13 protein-coding genes and 1 pseudogene are annotated in these 15582 nt (G+C 59.6%); 3 read left to right on the top strand and 11 right to left on the bottom strand.

The window, feature by feature from the left end; genetic code table 11:
* On the top strand, positions 1-809 hold an 809-nt coding region (locus QQL24_RS31725), incomplete at its 5' end, for an NAD(P)/FAD-dependent oxidoreductase (protein ID WP_284316315.1).
* 107 nt (positions 810-916) lie between these two features.
* Positions 917-1623, top strand: a pseudogene (locus QQL24_RS31720) (IS6 family transposase).
* 47 nt (positions 1624-1670) lie between these two features.
* On the opposite strand, the gene QQL24_RS31715 reads toward QQL24_RS31720, so the two are convergent.
* The 5 genes from QQL24_RS31715 to argH all read right to left on the bottom strand — a co-directional run bounded on the left by QQL24_RS31715 (position 1671) and on the right by argH (position 7255).
* Complete coding sequence (locus QQL24_RS31715; RefSeq protein WP_284316317.1) at positions 1671-1985, bottom strand: magnesium transporter CorA family protein; 315 nt, start codon at positions 1983-1985, stop codon at positions 1671-1673.
* 550 nt (positions 1986-2535) lie between these two features.
* A complete protein-coding gene (locus QQL24_RS31710) occupies positions 2536-3441 on the bottom strand; it encodes a polyphosphate kinase 2 family protein (RefSeq protein ID WP_284316314.1) in 906 nt (301 codons plus the stop codon).
* Positions 3442-3706: 265 nt separating this feature from the next.
* Entirely contained in the window at positions 3707-4402 is a 696-nt protein-coding gene (locus QQL24_RS31705) for an IS6 family transposase (RefSeq protein WP_284316316.1), read from the bottom strand.
* A 444-nt stretch (positions 4403-4846) separates the two neighbouring features.
* Positions 4847-5542, bottom strand: coding sequence for a class I SAM-dependent methyltransferase (locus QQL24_RS31700; protein ID WP_284316313.1), 696 nt, complete (start codon positions 5540-5542; stop codon positions 4847-4849).
* A 204-nt stretch (positions 5543-5746) separates the two neighbouring features.
* The gene (gene argH / locus QQL24_RS31695) at positions 5747-7255 is read right to left on the bottom strand and encodes an argininosuccinate lyase (protein WP_284316312.1); all 1509 of its coding nucleotides are present in this window, start codon (positions 7253-7255) and stop codon (positions 5747-5749) included.
* A 162-nt stretch (positions 7256-7417) separates the two neighbouring features.
* Between argH and QQL24_RS31690 the strand changes: the two genes are divergently transcribed.
* A complete protein-coding gene (locus QQL24_RS31690; protein ID WP_284316311.1) occupies positions 7418-7606 on the top strand; it encodes a hypothetical protein in 189 nt (62 codons plus the stop codon).
* Positions 7607-7691: 85 nt separating this feature from the next.
* Here QQL24_RS31690 and QQL24_RS31685 read toward each other — a convergent pair whose 3' ends face one another.
* The 6 genes from QQL24_RS31685 to QQL24_RS31660 are packed head-to-tail and all read right to left on the bottom strand — an operon-like array spanning position 7692 to position 14721.
* Positions 7692-8756, bottom strand: coding sequence for an ABC transporter ATP-binding protein (locus QQL24_RS31685; protein WP_284316310.1), 1065 nt, complete (start codon positions 8754-8756; stop codon positions 7692-7694).
* Positions 8757-8795: 39 nt separating this feature from the next.
* The gene (locus QQL24_RS31680) at positions 8796-10487 is read right to left on the bottom strand and encodes a GH32 C-terminal domain-containing protein (RefSeq protein ID WP_284316309.1); all 1692 of its coding nucleotides are present in this window, start codon (positions 10485-10487) and stop codon (positions 8796-8798) included.
* An 11-nt stretch (positions 10488-10498) separates the two neighbouring features.
* The gene (locus tag QQL24_RS31675) at positions 10499-11392 is read right to left on the bottom strand and encodes a carbohydrate ABC transporter permease (protein ID WP_284316308.1); all 894 of its coding nucleotides are present in this window, start codon (positions 11390-11392) and stop codon (positions 10499-10501) included.
* Positions 11389-12324, bottom strand: a complete 936-nt coding sequence (locus tag QQL24_RS31670; protein WP_284316307.1) for a carbohydrate ABC transporter permease — start codon at positions 12322-12324, stop codon at positions 11389-11391. Before QQL24_RS31670 ends, QQL24_RS31675 begins: the two co-directional genes overlap by 4 nt.
* A 58-nt stretch (positions 12325-12382) precedes the next feature.
* On the bottom strand, positions 12383-13672 hold the full coding sequence (locus QQL24_RS31665) for an ABC transporter substrate-binding protein (RefSeq protein WP_431310783.1): 1290 nt from the start codon (positions 13670-13672) through the stop codon (positions 12383-12385).
* A 38-nt stretch (positions 13673-13710) separates the two neighbouring features.
* Entirely contained in the window at positions 13711-14721 is a 1011-nt protein-coding gene (locus tag QQL24_RS31660) for a LacI family DNA-binding transcriptional regulator (protein ID WP_284316305.1), read from the bottom strand.
* Positions 14722-15582: the final 861 nt, after the last annotated feature.

Below are 15582 nucleotides of genomic sequence, written 5' to 3'. Positions count from 1 at the left end.
AAGCGCCGCCACGGCCGAAGGCAAGCACCGGCGTACCACAAGCCTGCGCCTCCAGCGAGGCCTTTAACATGGCTGCCGCAGACATCGCGGTGCGCGCCAGCTACGGTGTGGGCCAGAACCTGCTCTCGGCCGACGAAGTGCACCGCTTAGAACCGCGACTGCCGTCATTCGAAGGAGGCGGCCTGTTCTTTCCGAACGCGATCGGCCTCAGCGATCCGGGTGCGGTGATGCATCTCTTGTTTGGAGCTGTTCGCCGGATGGGCGTCGAATTCGTTCGGGCCTCCGCTCAAGAGATTGTGCGCCAGCCCAAGGGAGTCCGGATCATTGCTGCGCCCTATGAAATTAGTGCGCGCAAGGCCGTCATCGCTGCCGGCGCTCGCTCGAGAAAGCTTGCTGCGCAGATCGGGGACCGGATCAGGCTCGATACCGAACGCGGCTATCATGTGGAATTTGACATGGCCGAGCTACCGATTGAACGACCAATCCGTCCGACGGCGCGCGGCTTCTACCTTTGCCCGATGAACGGCCGGCTTCGCGTGGCGGGTCTAGTGGAGTTCGGCGGACTAGCCGCGCCCGCTACCCCCAGCCTCGTGCACAACATGGTTGCGTATACGCGCCAGATTTTACCAAATCTTGGTGAGCCGAGCCGTTCATGGCTTGGCTTCCGTCCTTCGATGCCCGATTCCGTCCCTGTCATCCGACCATCTCAAGGCGCCAGGGACGTCATTCTTGCCTTCGGTCATGGACACATAGGGTTGACCCTTGCGCCACGCACTGCTCAACTTGTGAGTGCTCTTCTCACTATCTAGTTCCGCATCAGAGCGGTTCCTCTCGAAGCCAGAGGCAAGTGCGTTCTCCCAATTCGGCTCTGTCAGAGCAAATTGCCGAAGATGGCGGGGTAGAGTAGTGAGCGAGGATGGAGAGCTCCAAGTCCGATCCGTTTCGCTATTTCAACTCGTCGCTGGAGGTGATCCGCCTGGCGGTGATGCTGTACGTGCGCTATCCTTTATCGTTGCGGAATGTGGAGGACCTGCTGCATGAACGCGACATCGACATCTGCCATGAGACGGTGAGATTTTGGTGGAACCGCTTTGGTCCGCTGTTCGCTGGCGACATCCGCAAGAGACGGGTGAGGGCTGGAAACTTCAGTTGCTGGCGCTGGCACGTTGACGAGGTTGTCGTGAAGATCAACGGCGAGCTCCACTATCTTTGGCGGGCCGTCGATCACGAGGGCGAGGTTTTGGAGTTCTTCGTCAGCAAGACGCGGGACAAGGCCGCCGCCTTGAAATTCCTCAAGAAAGCTATGAAGCGCTACGGCCTCCCGAGATCATCGTCACCGACGGCTTGCACTCCTACGGCGCGGCCATGCGGGAAATCGGCAACCTCAAACGCCGGGAAGTCGGCCGCTGGAAGAACAATCGGGCCGAGAATTCCCTTCAACCGTTTCGACAACGAGAGGCGGCGATGCTCAAATTCCGCAGGACGAAGACGCTTCAGAAATTCGTCGCCGTCCACGGCCAGATCCACAATCACTTTAATTCGGAGCGCCACCTCGTCAGCCGGGAAATCTACAAGCAGAGACGCTCGGCTGCCCTGGCCGAGTGGCGGGCCGTCGCAGCCTAACCGACGTCCGGTTTGGCGTACGTGCACTTGGTGGAGACAGTTTGGAGTTAGTTTGACAGCGCCGGCAGGACCGTTCGCGCTTCCACCCGGCGTCGCACCTCCTCGACCGAGAGCAGCGGGACGCGCCGACCGGTGACGACCAGCGTCTGAGATGCGACAACGCAGAGCGAGCCCGCTTGCAGGGTGACGGCATCTGGCTCGTCGCGGAAGTCGTGCAGATGGCCGTAGAGCAGATCCGGCGTGATGAAGAGCCTACCGCGCTGGATCGGAGCAACTACCATCTCGACGACGTCGGGCGGCCATGGGCGGCGGCGCAGCCAAGCCTTCGCCGCGGCATCGCGAAGATCGAGATGCACCCAAATGAAATCCGCGTTGCCGCCGCGAGGTCGGCCTCCGCAAGATCGCGCAGCACCTGCCCCAGCCCGCCGCGGAATGCGAAGGCGAACAGTGGACGAACGTCACTCATGCTTTGCGCGGTACCCTATACGCAAGCGCGGGTTTCATCGTATCGATGTCCTCAACAGCTAGGTGGACCGCTTTAGCCGACCGGCACAATCGGGCCACAGTCGGAGCTTGATCTCGACTTCCTCGGGCATGTGCGTCTTAGAGCCTTCGTTGCAGCGAGTGGGAGCGGTCAATCGCGATTCGTGCAGCTCAAGTGGCGGGCGACGCTTCGACCGCAGAATGAGTTACCCATTCATTGAACGGCGCCGCCTGGCTATCGGCAACAACGGGGCCAGACCCCAGCGCGAGATGCGAAGAACCTTGAGGGGTCAGAGCGGTGACCATTCCGGCGGAACTCGCCGGCGTGGACACGCCGAGCTGTCTCGTCGCCGACGGCGGCATGGTGAATTCCCCAACTCCGTTGAATGGGTCGGCCGAAGCCGATTGCATCAGCGCCCTGCGCGGCGGTTATTTTGTTCCCACCAACGCGCGCTTCGCCGCGGCGAGCTCCTTCAGCTTCTCCGCGCTGACCTTCGGATAGTGCAGATCGAGCGCATCCAGCGCCTCGATGACGGCAGCACCGACCACGATGCGGGTGAACCACTTGTTGTCGGCAGGCACGACGTACCATGGCGCGTCCTTCGTGGCGGTATTGCGAATCATGTCCTCATACGCCGTCATGTAATCGTTCCAGAATGCGCGCTCCTTGATGTCGTTGGCCGAGAACTTCCAGTTCTTCTCCGGGTTGTCGAGCCGTTCGAGGAAACGTCTCTTCTGCTCCTCGTTCGACACGTGCAAGAAGAACTTGCGAATGATGACGCCGTTGCGGGTCAGGTAGCGCTCGTAGCTGCGGATATCCTGGAAGCGCTCTTTCCAGATGTCCTCGGTGACGAGCTCAGGCGGGAGCGTTTGCATATTGAGAAATTCCCGGTGGACGCGCACGACGAGCGTTTCCTCGTAGTAGCTTCGATTGAAGATCCCAATGCGCCCGCGCTCCGGCACGTACTTCATGCAGCGCCACAGAAAATCGTGATCAAGGTCTTCCGCCGATGGCGCCTTGAAGGAATACACTTGACAGCCCTGGGGGTTGACCCCGGACATGACGTGCTTGATGGTGCCGTCCTTGCCGGCGGCATCCATGGCCTGAAAGACGAGCAACACCGCCCAGCGGTCTTGTGCGTAGAGCATGTCCTGGAACTCGGCCAGCGCCTCGATGCCCGTGGCGAGGACTTCCTTGGCGCGCGGTTTATCTTCGGAACCCAGGTCGAGCGTGTCACCGGGATCGATGTCTTTGAGGCGGAAGCTCGTACCGTCCGTAACCCTGAAGGGCTTCGCCAAGTTGCGAGCCTGCTTTATGAGTTCTTTCGCTTCCATAAATTCACCCCGCTATGTTATTGCCCGTCGAATCCGAGTGCCACACAGACGCCGCGGCGGGTCGCTAAGAAGGTCCTGCTTGCGGATCGATAGGATGCCGCGGAACACGGACATTGAACTCATTCCGACAATAGCATGACTTTGCCTCTCGTAACCCGCAGGAGGGTGCTTGCGGGAACGGCCATTGCAATGGGGGCATGGGGACAGAACGGCATTGTCACGTTGCTAACGAAAAATGCGCGAAGAGGCAGCGGCTCTTGTAATTTCAAGCAGCCATCTCCGCCTCGCGCCACGTTCTCATCGCCGCAGCGCGCAAGACGCGGTGCGTTGGGGCAGAGGTGAGGTGGCGCTGGACGTTAAAGGTGCTGAAGACGGCGGCGTGAGCGGAGAGAAATCTTTGTGCTGAGCCCAGGCTCTTGAAGCGCTGCATCTTGCGCTCCCTTCGGCGGGTTGGCTGATGCGAATTCTCGGCTCGGTTGTTCTGCCACCGACCGCTCGCATGGCGGTTGCTAATCCCGAGATCGTGGGCGGCGGCTCCATAGGAGCGCAAACCGTCGGTGATCAACCGATCGGGGACGAAGCCATATTTCTTCAGAAGCTTGCGCATCAGTTTAAGGGCGGCATGCTTGTTTCGTTTGAACTGCACCAATACGTCGAGCACCTCACCCTCGGCGTCGATAGCGCGCCACAGATAGACCGTACGGCCGGCAATCTTCAGATAGACCTCGTCTAAGTGCCAGGTGGTGCAAGGCTTGGGGCGACGTTTGCGCAGATCCGCGGCGATCATCGGCCCGAAGTGGTTCACCCAGCGCCGGACCGTCTCATAGGAAACCGTTATTCCGCGCTCCGCCAACAAATCTTCGACGTCGCGAAAGCTCAAAGTGAATCGGAAATACAGCCAGATCGACTGCTGGATGATCTCGGTCGGGAAGCGATACCCACTGTAGCTGATTTTATGCATCGTTTTGGCTACCGAGCCGTCATCGAGATCGCAAGTCCGAAGCTGGCGTGACAATGCCGTTCGTGAGCATTGCTCCTCCTGCGCCGCCGGCTCCTCCACCCGTCACGCCAGTGGCTCCCGCTTTCACTCTCGTCGGGACCGGTATTGGGCCCCCAAGTTTTGCTCTACTTCGCTCCAATGGCAGCGGATCAGGTCTACGTGTCCAGAAGAGCATGAAGGTAGGTGGGTGGGATATCGTCGAAATTCGAAAAAATAATCTGGTTCTTTCGCGCGAGAACGCCAGGTGGATCATCGGATTCTCACCCGAACCAGCAAGGCAAAGTTCTCCTGGCGAGTGCTGAGGTGCAGCACCGACCCGGCAGGCGGATTCGCATAACGTCGTTTATGGCTCTGACATACCGCATTTAATCCTGAGCCCACACACGCAAGCGCGACGCGCCTGGCTCACATGTGGCGGAAGCGATAGACGCGGGCCAGCTGGTTTGGCGCCGTCATCAGCTCGTCCGCCCGATCAAAGCCTGCGTCAAGACCCATTCCATGCCATGTCGCGGAGGTCTCAGGATAGTCCGAGGCAAGATGATGACTATCAAATGAAGCGAATTCTTCATCGTTGATCGCTGGCCACTGCGGGCGGATTTGGCGGAAGCGTTCCATCCAGCCCTCCCGATCCTCGCCCTCAAAACAGGTTGTCTCCCAAATCAGAAACAGGCCATGACGAGGAAGAAGATTGTGCACCGTCCGCACGAAGTCTCTTTTCTCGTTTAGTTGAAGGTGATGAAGGGACTGACCAATCCAAATCACATCGACAGGGCCGGTCCAGTTATTGATGGCTTCGACAAAATCTTGGCAGCGCAGTTCGAACGGGCAGGGAAGTGCGGACAGCGTTTGTTTAGCAATCTCAAGCGACGGCTGAGAAATGTCGATGCCAACATAACGACCGACACCGGTGCCCTCGAGCGTTGTTGCCGAAGCTGGAGCCGTACCACAGGCGAGATCAACAAAAACAAATCCGTCAGTTGTCTCCTCAAGCAGAACTCCATGAAGCAATCCATAGACTTCTCTATGATACATGTAGTTGGCGTCGATGACCTTTTGGTAGGTGGCTAAACCCTTGGCGAACAGGTCTTGGTCGGATTTCATGCAATTCCTCCATTAGCGAAAGTTCTCATAAGTCAGGATTGCAGCGTGGGAAGAACCGTCAAAGACTGGAGGAAGCCAGTCTTAAACAGTTAAGCCTCCTGAGCCCCCAATTATTGCCTAATCGCCGCATTCGTGGCCCTTGTTTGCAATCTATCCACCTAAGCTGCGATTTCGCACTGCTCTTGTTCTGACCCCTGCTTGCCATCACGCACCTCCCGCAAGTTCGGCGATTTTCCGATTTAGTTCCTGCTCCGCGTCGGCCTCGCGCCGCATGCGGTCCTCCATCCGGGCGGCGAGAGCGGCCTCGTCGTGCCGGTAGCCGGCAAGCGCCGCCTCCAGCGCCTTCTCGCCCGGCCCGCCAAAGCGTTCGCGCACGGCGACGAAATTTTCAGCCGACACCACGGTCCCAAAACTTTCGGCGTCGATGGCCGGCGTCCGTCCGGTCGCCTCCTCGAAGGCCGCCAGGAAGGGCGTATAGCCATCATCGGAGAGGTCGCCGTCCATGGCGACGACGATGCGGGCGACGACGGCTGCGATCTCATGCGCCTGGCGGAAGGAAAGTCCTTCGCGGCGAACAAGCGTGTCGGCAAGTTCGGTGATCGTGACGCAGGAGCGTCGCAGGTTGACGGCCACCCGGCGCTGATCGATCTCGGCGGCGCGCACCACGCCGGCGAGAAGATCGAGCACGCGCTCAGCGACGCTGAAGGCTTCGTAGCCCATGTCCTGCGTTTCGCCCTCGCTGTCATTCATGTCAGTGAAGGGCGTGTTGTGCATGACATCGAGCATGGCCCGCGCCCGCCCGACCGTCTGGCTGGCGAGATGGCGCAGATGCTCGAGGGGAACAGGGTTGCGCTTCTGCGGCATGATCGAGGAAATCTGCACGAAGGCGTTCGGCAGGTAGAGCTGGGCCACCTCGAAGCTCGACCAGAACTGAAGATCCTGGACCGGGCGGCCGAGATGCAGGAACATCAGCTCCAGCGCGCCGTAGACCGAGGTCACATAATCGACCGCCGCGATGCAGCTATAGGAATTCTGCAACGGCGCGGAAAAGCCGAGGAGATGGGCGACCCGGTGGCGATCGATTGGGAAGCCCGAGGTGGTGATTGCTGCGGCGCCCATCGAGGAGCGGTCCACGATTGCCCGCGCCGCTTCCATGCGCTCGATGTCGCGGATTAAGACTTCGATCACCGCACCGAGATAGTGGCCGTAGGTGCTAGGCTGCGCCGGCTGACCATGGGTATAGGCGACGATGAGTGTGGCCTTCTCGTGTTCCGCGACATCGATCAGCGCTGCCAGCAGCGCCCGGTTCTTTGCTAACAGCGCGTCGATGCGTTCCTTGAGGCCGAGCTTGAACAATGTGTGGTCGATATCGTTGCGCGAGCGGGCGGTGTGTAGCCGGCCGCCGAGATCGGCACCTACGCGCGTTTTCAGTTCCTTCTCCATCAGGAAGAAGAAGTCCTCGACCTCGCTGTCATAGGAAAGCGTCTCCGGATTGATCTCGCGGGAGATGGCGTTGAGCGCCGCTGCAATGCGGCTGCCCTGCTCGGCGGGGACGATGCCGGTTTCCACGAGCATCACCAGATGGGCGCGGTCAATTTTCTGAAGGATGCGCGCGTGGTGCTGTTTCGCGCCGTCGAACAGCGGCCTGAGGATTGTGCTCGCATAGACGGGATCGGGGAATTTCGTCCGGTCCCGGGCCTGAGGTGTCGTCATGGTCTTATCCCTTCACGCTGCGCAGCATGACACCGCAACCGATGTGCCGTTAGAAGAAGAGGAAGATGAGCAAACGCCGGGATGAGGGTGATGGCCGCATCCGTCACGATCATTTCTCATTGGATGGAATGCTCAACGTCAGTAGTAGGATGCGCACAAGCAATGATCCGCCGCCAGAAGAACGCCGGCCAGTTGCCGAGGAAGGTGGAGATGGCGAGCGCCTTGGGGGGAGGCGTCGCCAACAGCATGGCGAACTTCCACCACGAGGATATTGAAAGCCTCGAGGACCATCTCCGGGTCTTCGTCACCGCATATAATCTCGCCAAGCATCTCAAAGCCCTGCGATACTGAACGCCCAATCAGATGATCTGTAACGCTCGCATCAAGGATATCTCTGCCTTCAGGCGCAAGGCGCACCACCTCATTGCTCCGACCTTTACCCAACGCGAAGGCCATTTTCGTCGAAGAAATGCACATCTCGCAGGTTGAAGCCGACTTCAATCAGTTCGCCGGACCTGAGGGGGCGTCCATCACGGCGCTCGATGACCAAGTTCTCATCCGTCGGCGTACGGCCGTAGATGAAGGAAGACCCGCCGAGGTTTTCCACCACATCGACGTGCATGCTTAAACTCACATCTGGTGCATCGCCACGATCGAAATGCTCTGGGCGGATGCCGAGCTTTAACCGCTGACCGCTGGCCGCCAGCGCCGGCGCGTCGATCGTCTTGCCAGCCAGACCGAGCGCCGACGGTGAACCATCACTACGGATTGCATTCAGAAAGTTCATCTTCGGCGAGCCTATAAAACCCGCTACGAAGATATTCACTGGCCTCTCATACAGTTCAATTGGCGAGCCGACCTGCTCGATATTGCCGCCCTTCAGCACCACGATCTTATCCGCGAGAGTCATCGCCTCAGTCTGATCGTGGGTGACATAGATCATCGTGTTGCCCAGCTCCTGGTGAAGCTTGGCGATCTCGACACGCATGGCGACGCGCAGTTCGGCGTCGAGATTTGAAAGCGGCTCGTCAAACAGGAAGACCTTGGGATTGCGCACAATGGCGCGCCCGATCGCCACGCGCTGACGCTGCCCGCCCGAAAGCTGGGAGGGCTTACGATCCATCATGGCATCGAGCTGCAGGATACGGCCGGCCGCATTGACGCGCTCAATCACCTCCGCCTTTGGCCGACCCGAGATGCGCAGACCAAAGCTCATGTTGTCCCGCACGCTCATATGGGGATAGAGCGCGTAGTTCTGGAACACCATGGCGACGCCGCGCTCTGAAGGATCGACGTCGTTGACGATCTCCTCATCGATGCCGAGTTCGCCATCAGAAATGTCTTCCAGGCCGGCGATCATACGCAGCAAGGTCGACTTTCCGCAGCCTGATGGACCGACAAAGACGCAGAATTCGCCGTGGTCTATTTCTAGGCTGACGCCATGGATGGTCTCGACATTGCCATAGCGCTTGCGAATGTTGCTCAAAGAGACATTGGCCATTTTCTTCCCCTAAAAGTTCTTTGCTTCTTCAACGGCACATTACAGTTCGATTGGAATGAACGCCGCCGGCCGCAGCGCCCAGCCGCGTGCCACCGCCAGCGTGGCCGGATTGGTTAGAAAGTGGAGCGCGGTTACGGGCTCGTCGCTGTCGATGCGCTTCGTCGCGCAGCAGCGGCCATCATCGGCATAGATCTCGATCAATCCCACATCGATGAAGATGCGCAATTTGCGCACAGCGGCACCGTCGGCGGAGTAACGCGGCACCGAGCGGGTGCCCGGCGGATCGAACAGAAGCTCCAATTGGCCCGCTTTCGAGACCAGCCCAAGATGATAGGTTGGATGCTCGAATTCGATCGCAAAATCCGTATCCCGCGCGGCGAATTCAAGTTCAATCTCGGCCAGGCCCCTCGGCAGATCGAGCGGTTCAGTAAGCTGAGAGGGTTGTTCGAGGATCGATGCTTCACGCAGGTCCTTGACGGTTTCAAGCGGCGGTGTGAACAGATTGCCGTCACGCCAGATCAGGCGGCGAGGAAAGGTCATCGCGGTAGGGTAATCGCGATCCTTGAACACGTCGGTCCAATTCGCCGCCCAGGCGAGCCCTATCGGACCGTGGTTGCCATGGTGGAAGCCCTGGAAAGCGTAGCTGTCGGTTGCAAAGTCGAGTTCGCGGCGTGCGATGACCTCGAAGCGCTTGCCGTCGAAGCGCCCGACCAGCGCATAGGACAGATTACGCCGCCGGGTTATCTCGTCGCGCTGGCCAAGCAGCCCGAAGACCAGCACATGTAAACCTGCGCCTTCGCCCTCAAGCGCCATCATGCAAGGGCATTCCACGGGGATGCCAGGACGCATGGGTTCGGAATGCAACGGGCTGACGAAACGCCAGCCATCGGTTCCATCTGGGTGCTCAGACTCGTAAAGCAGGATGAGGCCGCCATTCGCATCGCCCCCGCCAAGGAGGAGCTTCCACAGGCCGTCAGGGCCGCGGAATACATAGGGGTCGCGCATGTCACGACGTAAACCCGGCAGGGGTGGGCGTTCGGTGATGATGGGACGAGCCCCGTCGACACAAAGTTTGTCGGCCGAATGAGCAGCGATTTGCCATTCCCAGTTTGGCAGCCTGTCGTCTTCCCGATCCGTATAGAAGACTCGAAAGGAACTATCCTCGGCGAGTGTGATCGATCCTGAAAAGGCGCCGCCCGTCTTGAGATCATCCGCCAACAACGCCGGTCGCGGATCGAGGAAGATCGGAAGATGCACCCAGTCAATGAGGTTGCTGGAGACCGCATGGCCCCAATGCATGGTGTTCCAGCGTCGTGCATGCGGATAGTGCTGATAGAAGGCGTGGCAAACGCCGTGGACTTCCACCAGCCCGTTGGGATCGTTCATCCAGCCCCATGGCGGTTGCAGGTGCAGATGGTAGCGTTTGCCGCCGTTTTTGTTCTCGTCCGTTGTCCACAATAGGCGCACGCCGTCCGTGAAGACCCGTGCGGGCGTGTAGGCATAGACAAGCGATACGGTGGTACTGTCCTCCGCCCAACTTGCCGTGACGGTGCCGGCCATTCGTGCTCGATAGCTTGCGCGCTGGAAGTCGTCGCTGTTTTCCCCAGCAAGCTCGGTGTAGGCGTCAGAGTCATGATCCAGCGTGACTTTCCACCGGCACCCTCCCCGGGCGGGGCGGGCCCAAAGGTCAACGATATCGCCCGGTAAGAGCTTGATTTCCAAGGTCGGCATAATGGTTTCCCTCAGCCCTTGACGGCCGAACTGATGAAGGAGCTGACAAACCAGCTCTGGAAGGCGAGATAGAAGACCAGCACAGGAGCCATCATCAGCACGGACGCGGCCATGGCGCTGTTCCAGTAGACAGAGTCATGGCCAAAGAAGCTGGCGATACCGACGGATATCGGGCGCGACCAGTTCGTCTGGGTTACCATCAGGGGCCAGAGATACTGGTTCCAAGTCTCGATCCCGAGCAGGATTGCCACGGTGGCCAGCGCTGGTGCGCTCATGGGTAGGAACACGGACCAGTAGATCCGCCAAGGCGAAGCGCCATCAATAATGGCGGCATCGTAGATGTCCTGCGGAATTTGTCGGAAGAACTGGTAGAGCAGGAAGATGTAGAGCGGGCTGGCCAGCCAAGGCAGGACCTGGGCCGTAAAGCTGTCCGCGAGGCCGGCTTTGGTCACCATGCTCAGCAGCGGCAACACAATCGATTCCTGTGGCACGATATAAAGGCCGATCAACAGCGCCAGGATCAGAGCACGCCCTGGTAGGCGCCCCCAGGCCAGCACAAAGGCGGCCATGGAGTTCACGAAGATGCCACCGCAGACCGTGACTGCAAGGATGATCATCGAATTGACGAGGTAGCGGCCCATCGGCAATGCGCCGTCGAAGGTGGCGACTTCCCGATAATTCTGGAGGGATGGATCAGAAACCCAGAACGCGCGGAAGCTGCCCATGTCAGCCAATATCTGGAAGCGGTCCGCCTTCAGACTGGCGACGAAGAGCAGGAAGAGCGGCGACACGATCACCAGGGCGATAGTCAGGACGGCACCGGCTTGAACAAGATCGGCTACCGCATAGCCAAGGAAAGTGGCTTTCACCTTGGGCCGTGGGCGTTTGATGGCTGCTGTTGTCATGGCCGGTCCGATACGATGAAGCGCTGAACGAGCGAAATGGTGAGCACGATGAGGAAGAGAATGATCGACACGGCGGAGGCGAGACCAAGCCGCTGATCGACAAAGCCGGCCGTGTACATGTACTGCACGACCGTGTTGGTAGAGCCGCGCGGGCCGCCCTGGGTCAGGATGTTGACCTGCACGAACAGCTTGAAGGCCTGGATCGTGGTGATGATCAGCACGAAAATGTGGGTCTGGCGAAGGCCTGGCATGGTGATGTGCCAAAAGCGCTGCCAGCGATTGGCGCCATCAAGCCGGGCGGCTTCATAGAGTGACCCGGGAATGTTCTGCAGACCGGCCAGATAGACGATCATCTGGAAGCCATAGGCTTGCCAGGCCGACAGGAGCACGATCGAGACCATCGCCCAATGCGGATCGCCAAGCCAGTCGATCGGACCGGCCAGGCCGAAGGTCGCGAAGGACAGGATCTGATTGAACGGACCGGATGGAAATTGGAACACCGTCGCCCAGATCACGCAGACCACTGTCATCGAGGTGATAGCCGGCAGGAAGAACATGCCGCGGAAGAAGTTGCGGAACGGCAGCTTCTGATTGAGCAGCAAAGCCAGCGCTAGCGCGGCGCCACACTGAACCGGCAGAACCATCAGCGTGAAGCGAGCAACGTTCCATAATGCCGTCCAGAACTCCGGATCGGTGAGCACCTGTGTGAAGTTGGCGAGCCCGACGAAGCGGGTCGGCACCGGACGCGGGATCAACCGCTGGTTCGTCAGCGCGATACTGAAGGAGGAGAGGAACGGCAGCAGCAGAAACAGCCCAATCAGGGCGCAGGCCGGCAGCAGCATGGCCGCTTCCTGCAGGCGCCGGTTCTTCTTACGGCGCCTGCCCGTCGCGACCCGGGCCGCAAGCTCCGGAGCAGAGATCGAAGTCGACATCCTTCACTCCTGGGGTTGGCCCGCCGATGAAGGACCGGCGGGCGTGTTGCAGGATCGCTTACTGGCCGAAGGGGGAGTAGCCACCGTTGTCCACGACGTCGTCATCGATCTTTTTGGCGGCCTTCGTGAACTCGGTCTGCGCATCGGCGCCATCGAAGATGTTGGCCATCGCCACCTGGAAGGCGAGGGTGATGGTGGGGTAGCCCGGATGCGGCGGGCGCGGCACGGCGCTCGCGGTCGCCTGCTCAAAGGCCACGGCCATGGCGCCCTTGTCGGCATAGAGCGGCGAAGCGGCGGCAAATGACTTCAGACCCGGGAAGCCGCTATGGGCCTTGTAGGCATCGCGATAGGCCGGATCGTTCAGCATGAAGCTGAGGAACTTGCCGGCAAGGGCCGGATCGGACGCCGTCTTGCTGATGGCGTAGATCCAGGTGCCGTTCGGGCTTGCGTTCTTCTGGCCAAATTTGGGCAGCGGCATCACCACAACATCATCGCCCATCTTGGCATTGGCTTCGGCGTAGAACCAATGGCCTCCCCAGGCCAGGCCCGCCGGGCGCCCTTCGGCGTAAAACTGGTTTTGGCCGGCAGAGGCAGGCACCACCCAGTTGTTCTTCACCCAAGTCTGCAGAAGGGTCGCTGCGTCCACACAAGTCTTGCCATCAAGTGTGCCTGCAGCCTTCCAGGTCTTCCGGTCGATGACATCGCAACCCATGGAAACAAGGATCGGCTCATAGGCATAGGTGATCCATTCGGTTTTGGTGCCATAGGCTCTGAAGAGGTCGATCGGCCATTTGACGCCCGAATCCGCCAAGGTTTTCAGGGCCGCCTCGAACTCGTCCCTCGTCCAGGCATCGGCGACCGATTTTGGAATGCGTATCTTCAGCGCCTCGAGCTGCTTGCGACTGCCATAGAGGGCAACCGTCGAATCCGTCAGGCCGATGGCATAGAGCTTGCCGTCCGGCAGATAGGTGCCCTGGCTGATATTGGATGGGGTCATGTCATCGATCAAGGCCTGGTCGACAAGGCCGCTGATCGGCTGTAGATAGCCCGACCACACATAGTTGGAGAGGAACGGCGCATCGAGCTCGACGATGTCGGCGAGCGAATTGGAAGACGCCGCCGAGCCGAACTTCTCATTATAGGCGTCGTGCGGCGTATTGATGAGCTCGACGGTCGTGCCAGGATTGGCCTGCTCGAAGCGCTTGGCCGCATCGTCGATAATCTGGATCTCGTAGGGGTCTCCCTGGAACATCATCTTCAAAGTCGCGGCTTGGCCGGCGCTGCAGTACGAGGGGCCAAGCGCCCATGCGGAGAGACTGCAGAATGAAATGAGAAAACGTTTACCCACTGATGACATAACTTCCTCCCTCTTTTGACTGCCCTGTCCTAGACAGAGGCGCGTTCGATCAAACGAAACGGTATTTCCTCCACCGTGTCGGGCTTATTTCTCTGCCCGGCAAGGATCTCTCCGGCGATCCGCCCCATCTCGCGATGCGGCAGGGCCATTGTCGTTAGCGGCGGGTCGAGCCTGGCGGCGATCTCGACCTGGTTGTCGAAGCTCGCAACGGCCACATCGCCGGGGATATCCACTCCGACCCGCCTGAGGGCACCGTAGACCTCAAGGGCCACGCGATCGTTCCCGCAAAGGATTGCGTCTGGGCGCTGGGGCGCCGCCATCCATTCGGCAATCTGCTCGCGGACGACACTGCGGGCGCGGTCGGAGTAGGTGGCGCCGCGCGTCGCGGGCCTGATCCAATCTTCGTTCACAATAAGGTCATGGGTTTCGAAGGCAGCTCGCAGCCCGTGCTCGCGTAGGCTGCTGGCCACCAGGCCAGGCAAGGTTAGGAAGGCGATGTCGCGGCGCCCACGCTCAATCAGGTAGCGGGTAACGTTGAAGCCCGCCTGCCGCTCGGCAGGAACCAGGGCAGGAACAGCGTTGTCGGCTTCGCGGCAGTTGATCATCAACTCAATCATGCCCCGTGCGCCAGCCGGCAGGGCTACAACGTGGTGATACATGCTGGCATAGACGATACCGCGTGGCAGAAGTCGCTGGAGTTCGGCAAGGCCCTGTTCGATACCCCGGCCGCCAGCGATATCGGTCACGAGAATGCTTAGATCATGGGTGCGCAGGACATTGTCGAAACTACGTACAATCTCTGAGGCGAAGGGCTGTGTGATAAGCCCATCGCCGATCATGCCGATGATCGGCATCACGCCCGAACGCATGCCTCTGGCAATTAGATTGGGTTCGTACCCCAATTCATCGGCGAGGGATCGAATCTTCCGCCGGGTCTCTTCGGACATCCGAATGGAACGGTTATGCAGCGCGCCGGATACCGTCTTGACCGAAACACCAAGTCGGATCGCGATGTCTTGAAGGGAAATCTTCGGCTGCATGACGAAGTGCCACTTGGGTTAACGTTTACTCACCCAATAGGTCAGGAAATTAGTGGCGTCAAGCTGTGACGGCTTTGGGCTCTCGATTGCGCAGGAATTAGTGGCGTTGCATGGGGGCACAATAGCTCTGCCTAATGGCAAAATAGGTGGGTTGCGCGCTGAGATTACACTGCCGGGTTCTTGACGTGACTAATAGGGGTCGGACGGTCGCCGGCTCGATCCTGTTCACCGCCGCCTAAAATGCCTTCGTTTTTCGTCCGTCCACTTGGCGTCTAGCTGTGGACGGTCGAGACGAATTTATCTCTTGAAATGCACTACACTGTGCAGTGCATAAACGTGCACTTGTAGGTGCAAAAAAATGTAACGCAGAAGGTATTCGTCATGGAAGTTTGCAAAGGCTTAGATGGCCCCGTCGTGAACCCCCGGCAGCGTCCAGTTTCCGCAGAGTCATCATTCGATGACGAGAGCGGCTATCACAGCATTGAGAGATGGCTCCCCGCTCCGGATGCGGAATCGACAGGTGCGGCGCAAACCGGCAGCGCCTCGAAGCCGGCCGCTTTGCCGCCGCGGTGGCAGGCGCCCTCGACGTTCTTACGATATGCCGTTCTGGCCGCTGGGTTTGGAGTCTTTCTGGGATTCGCCGCGCCGAGAGCCCGAGCAGACGAAGCGCCTCCGCGGGCACAGCCCACGGTCAGCGAGGAAGCCGCCGCAGCCATCTTGCAGATGGGAAAGACGCTGCAAGCCAGCGACCAGTCAATGACGGCAAGAACCATCAGGGTCTACTTGGACGAATCCGGACAACAGGGCGTCACGACACGAAAGTAGTGAATCTGTCCGACTTTTAAGAACGTATGGCGATCA

This window comes from Labrys miyagiensis (assembly GCF_030160835.1).
Classification (GTDB): domain Bacteria; phylum Pseudomonadota; class Alphaproteobacteria; order Rhizobiales; family Labraceae; genus Labrys; species Labrys miyagiensis.
Note: the sequence above shows the minus strand (reverse complement) of the source record. Positions and strands in the feature narration are given on the sequence as shown.

Coding starts and splice junctions, on each gene's coding strand:
- QQL24_RS31700 (WP_284316313.1), bottom strand. CDS start 5,542: ATGAAATCCGACCAAGACCTGTTCGCCAAGGGTTTAGCCACCTACCAA.
- QQL24_RS31685 (WP_284316310.1), bottom strand. CDS start 8,756: ATGGCCAATGTCTCTTTGAGCAACATTCGCAAGCGCTATGGCAATGTC.
- QQL24_RS31675 (WP_284316308.1), bottom strand. CDS start 11,392: ATGACAACAGCAGCCATCAAACGCCCACGGCCCAAGGTGAAAGCCACT.
- QQL24_RS31705 (WP_284316316.1), bottom strand. CDS start 4,402: ATGCATAAAATCAGCTACAGTGGGTATCGCTTCCCGACCGAGATCATC.
- argH (WP_284316312.1), bottom strand. CDS start 7,255: ATGACGACACCTCAGGCCCGGGACCGGACGAAATTCCCCGATCCCGTC.
- QQL24_RS31690 (WP_284316311.1), top strand. CDS start 7,418: ATGATCCGCCGCCAGAAGAACGCCGGCCAGTTGCCGAGGAAGGTGGAG.
- QQL24_RS31660 (WP_284316305.1), bottom strand. CDS start 14,721: ATGCAGCCGAAGATTTCCCTTCAAGACATCGCGATCCGACTTGGTGTT.
- QQL24_RS31710 (WP_284316314.1), bottom strand. CDS start 3,441: ATGGAAGCGAAAGAACTCATAAAGCAGGCTCGCAACTTGGCGAAGCCC.
- QQL24_RS31680 (WP_284316309.1), bottom strand. CDS start 10,487: ATGCCGACCTTGGAAATCAAGCTCTTACCGGGCGATATCGTTGACCTT.
- QQL24_RS31670 (WP_284316307.1), bottom strand. CDS start 12,324: ATGTCGACTTCGATCTCTGCTCCGGAGCTTGCGGCCCGGGTCGCGACG.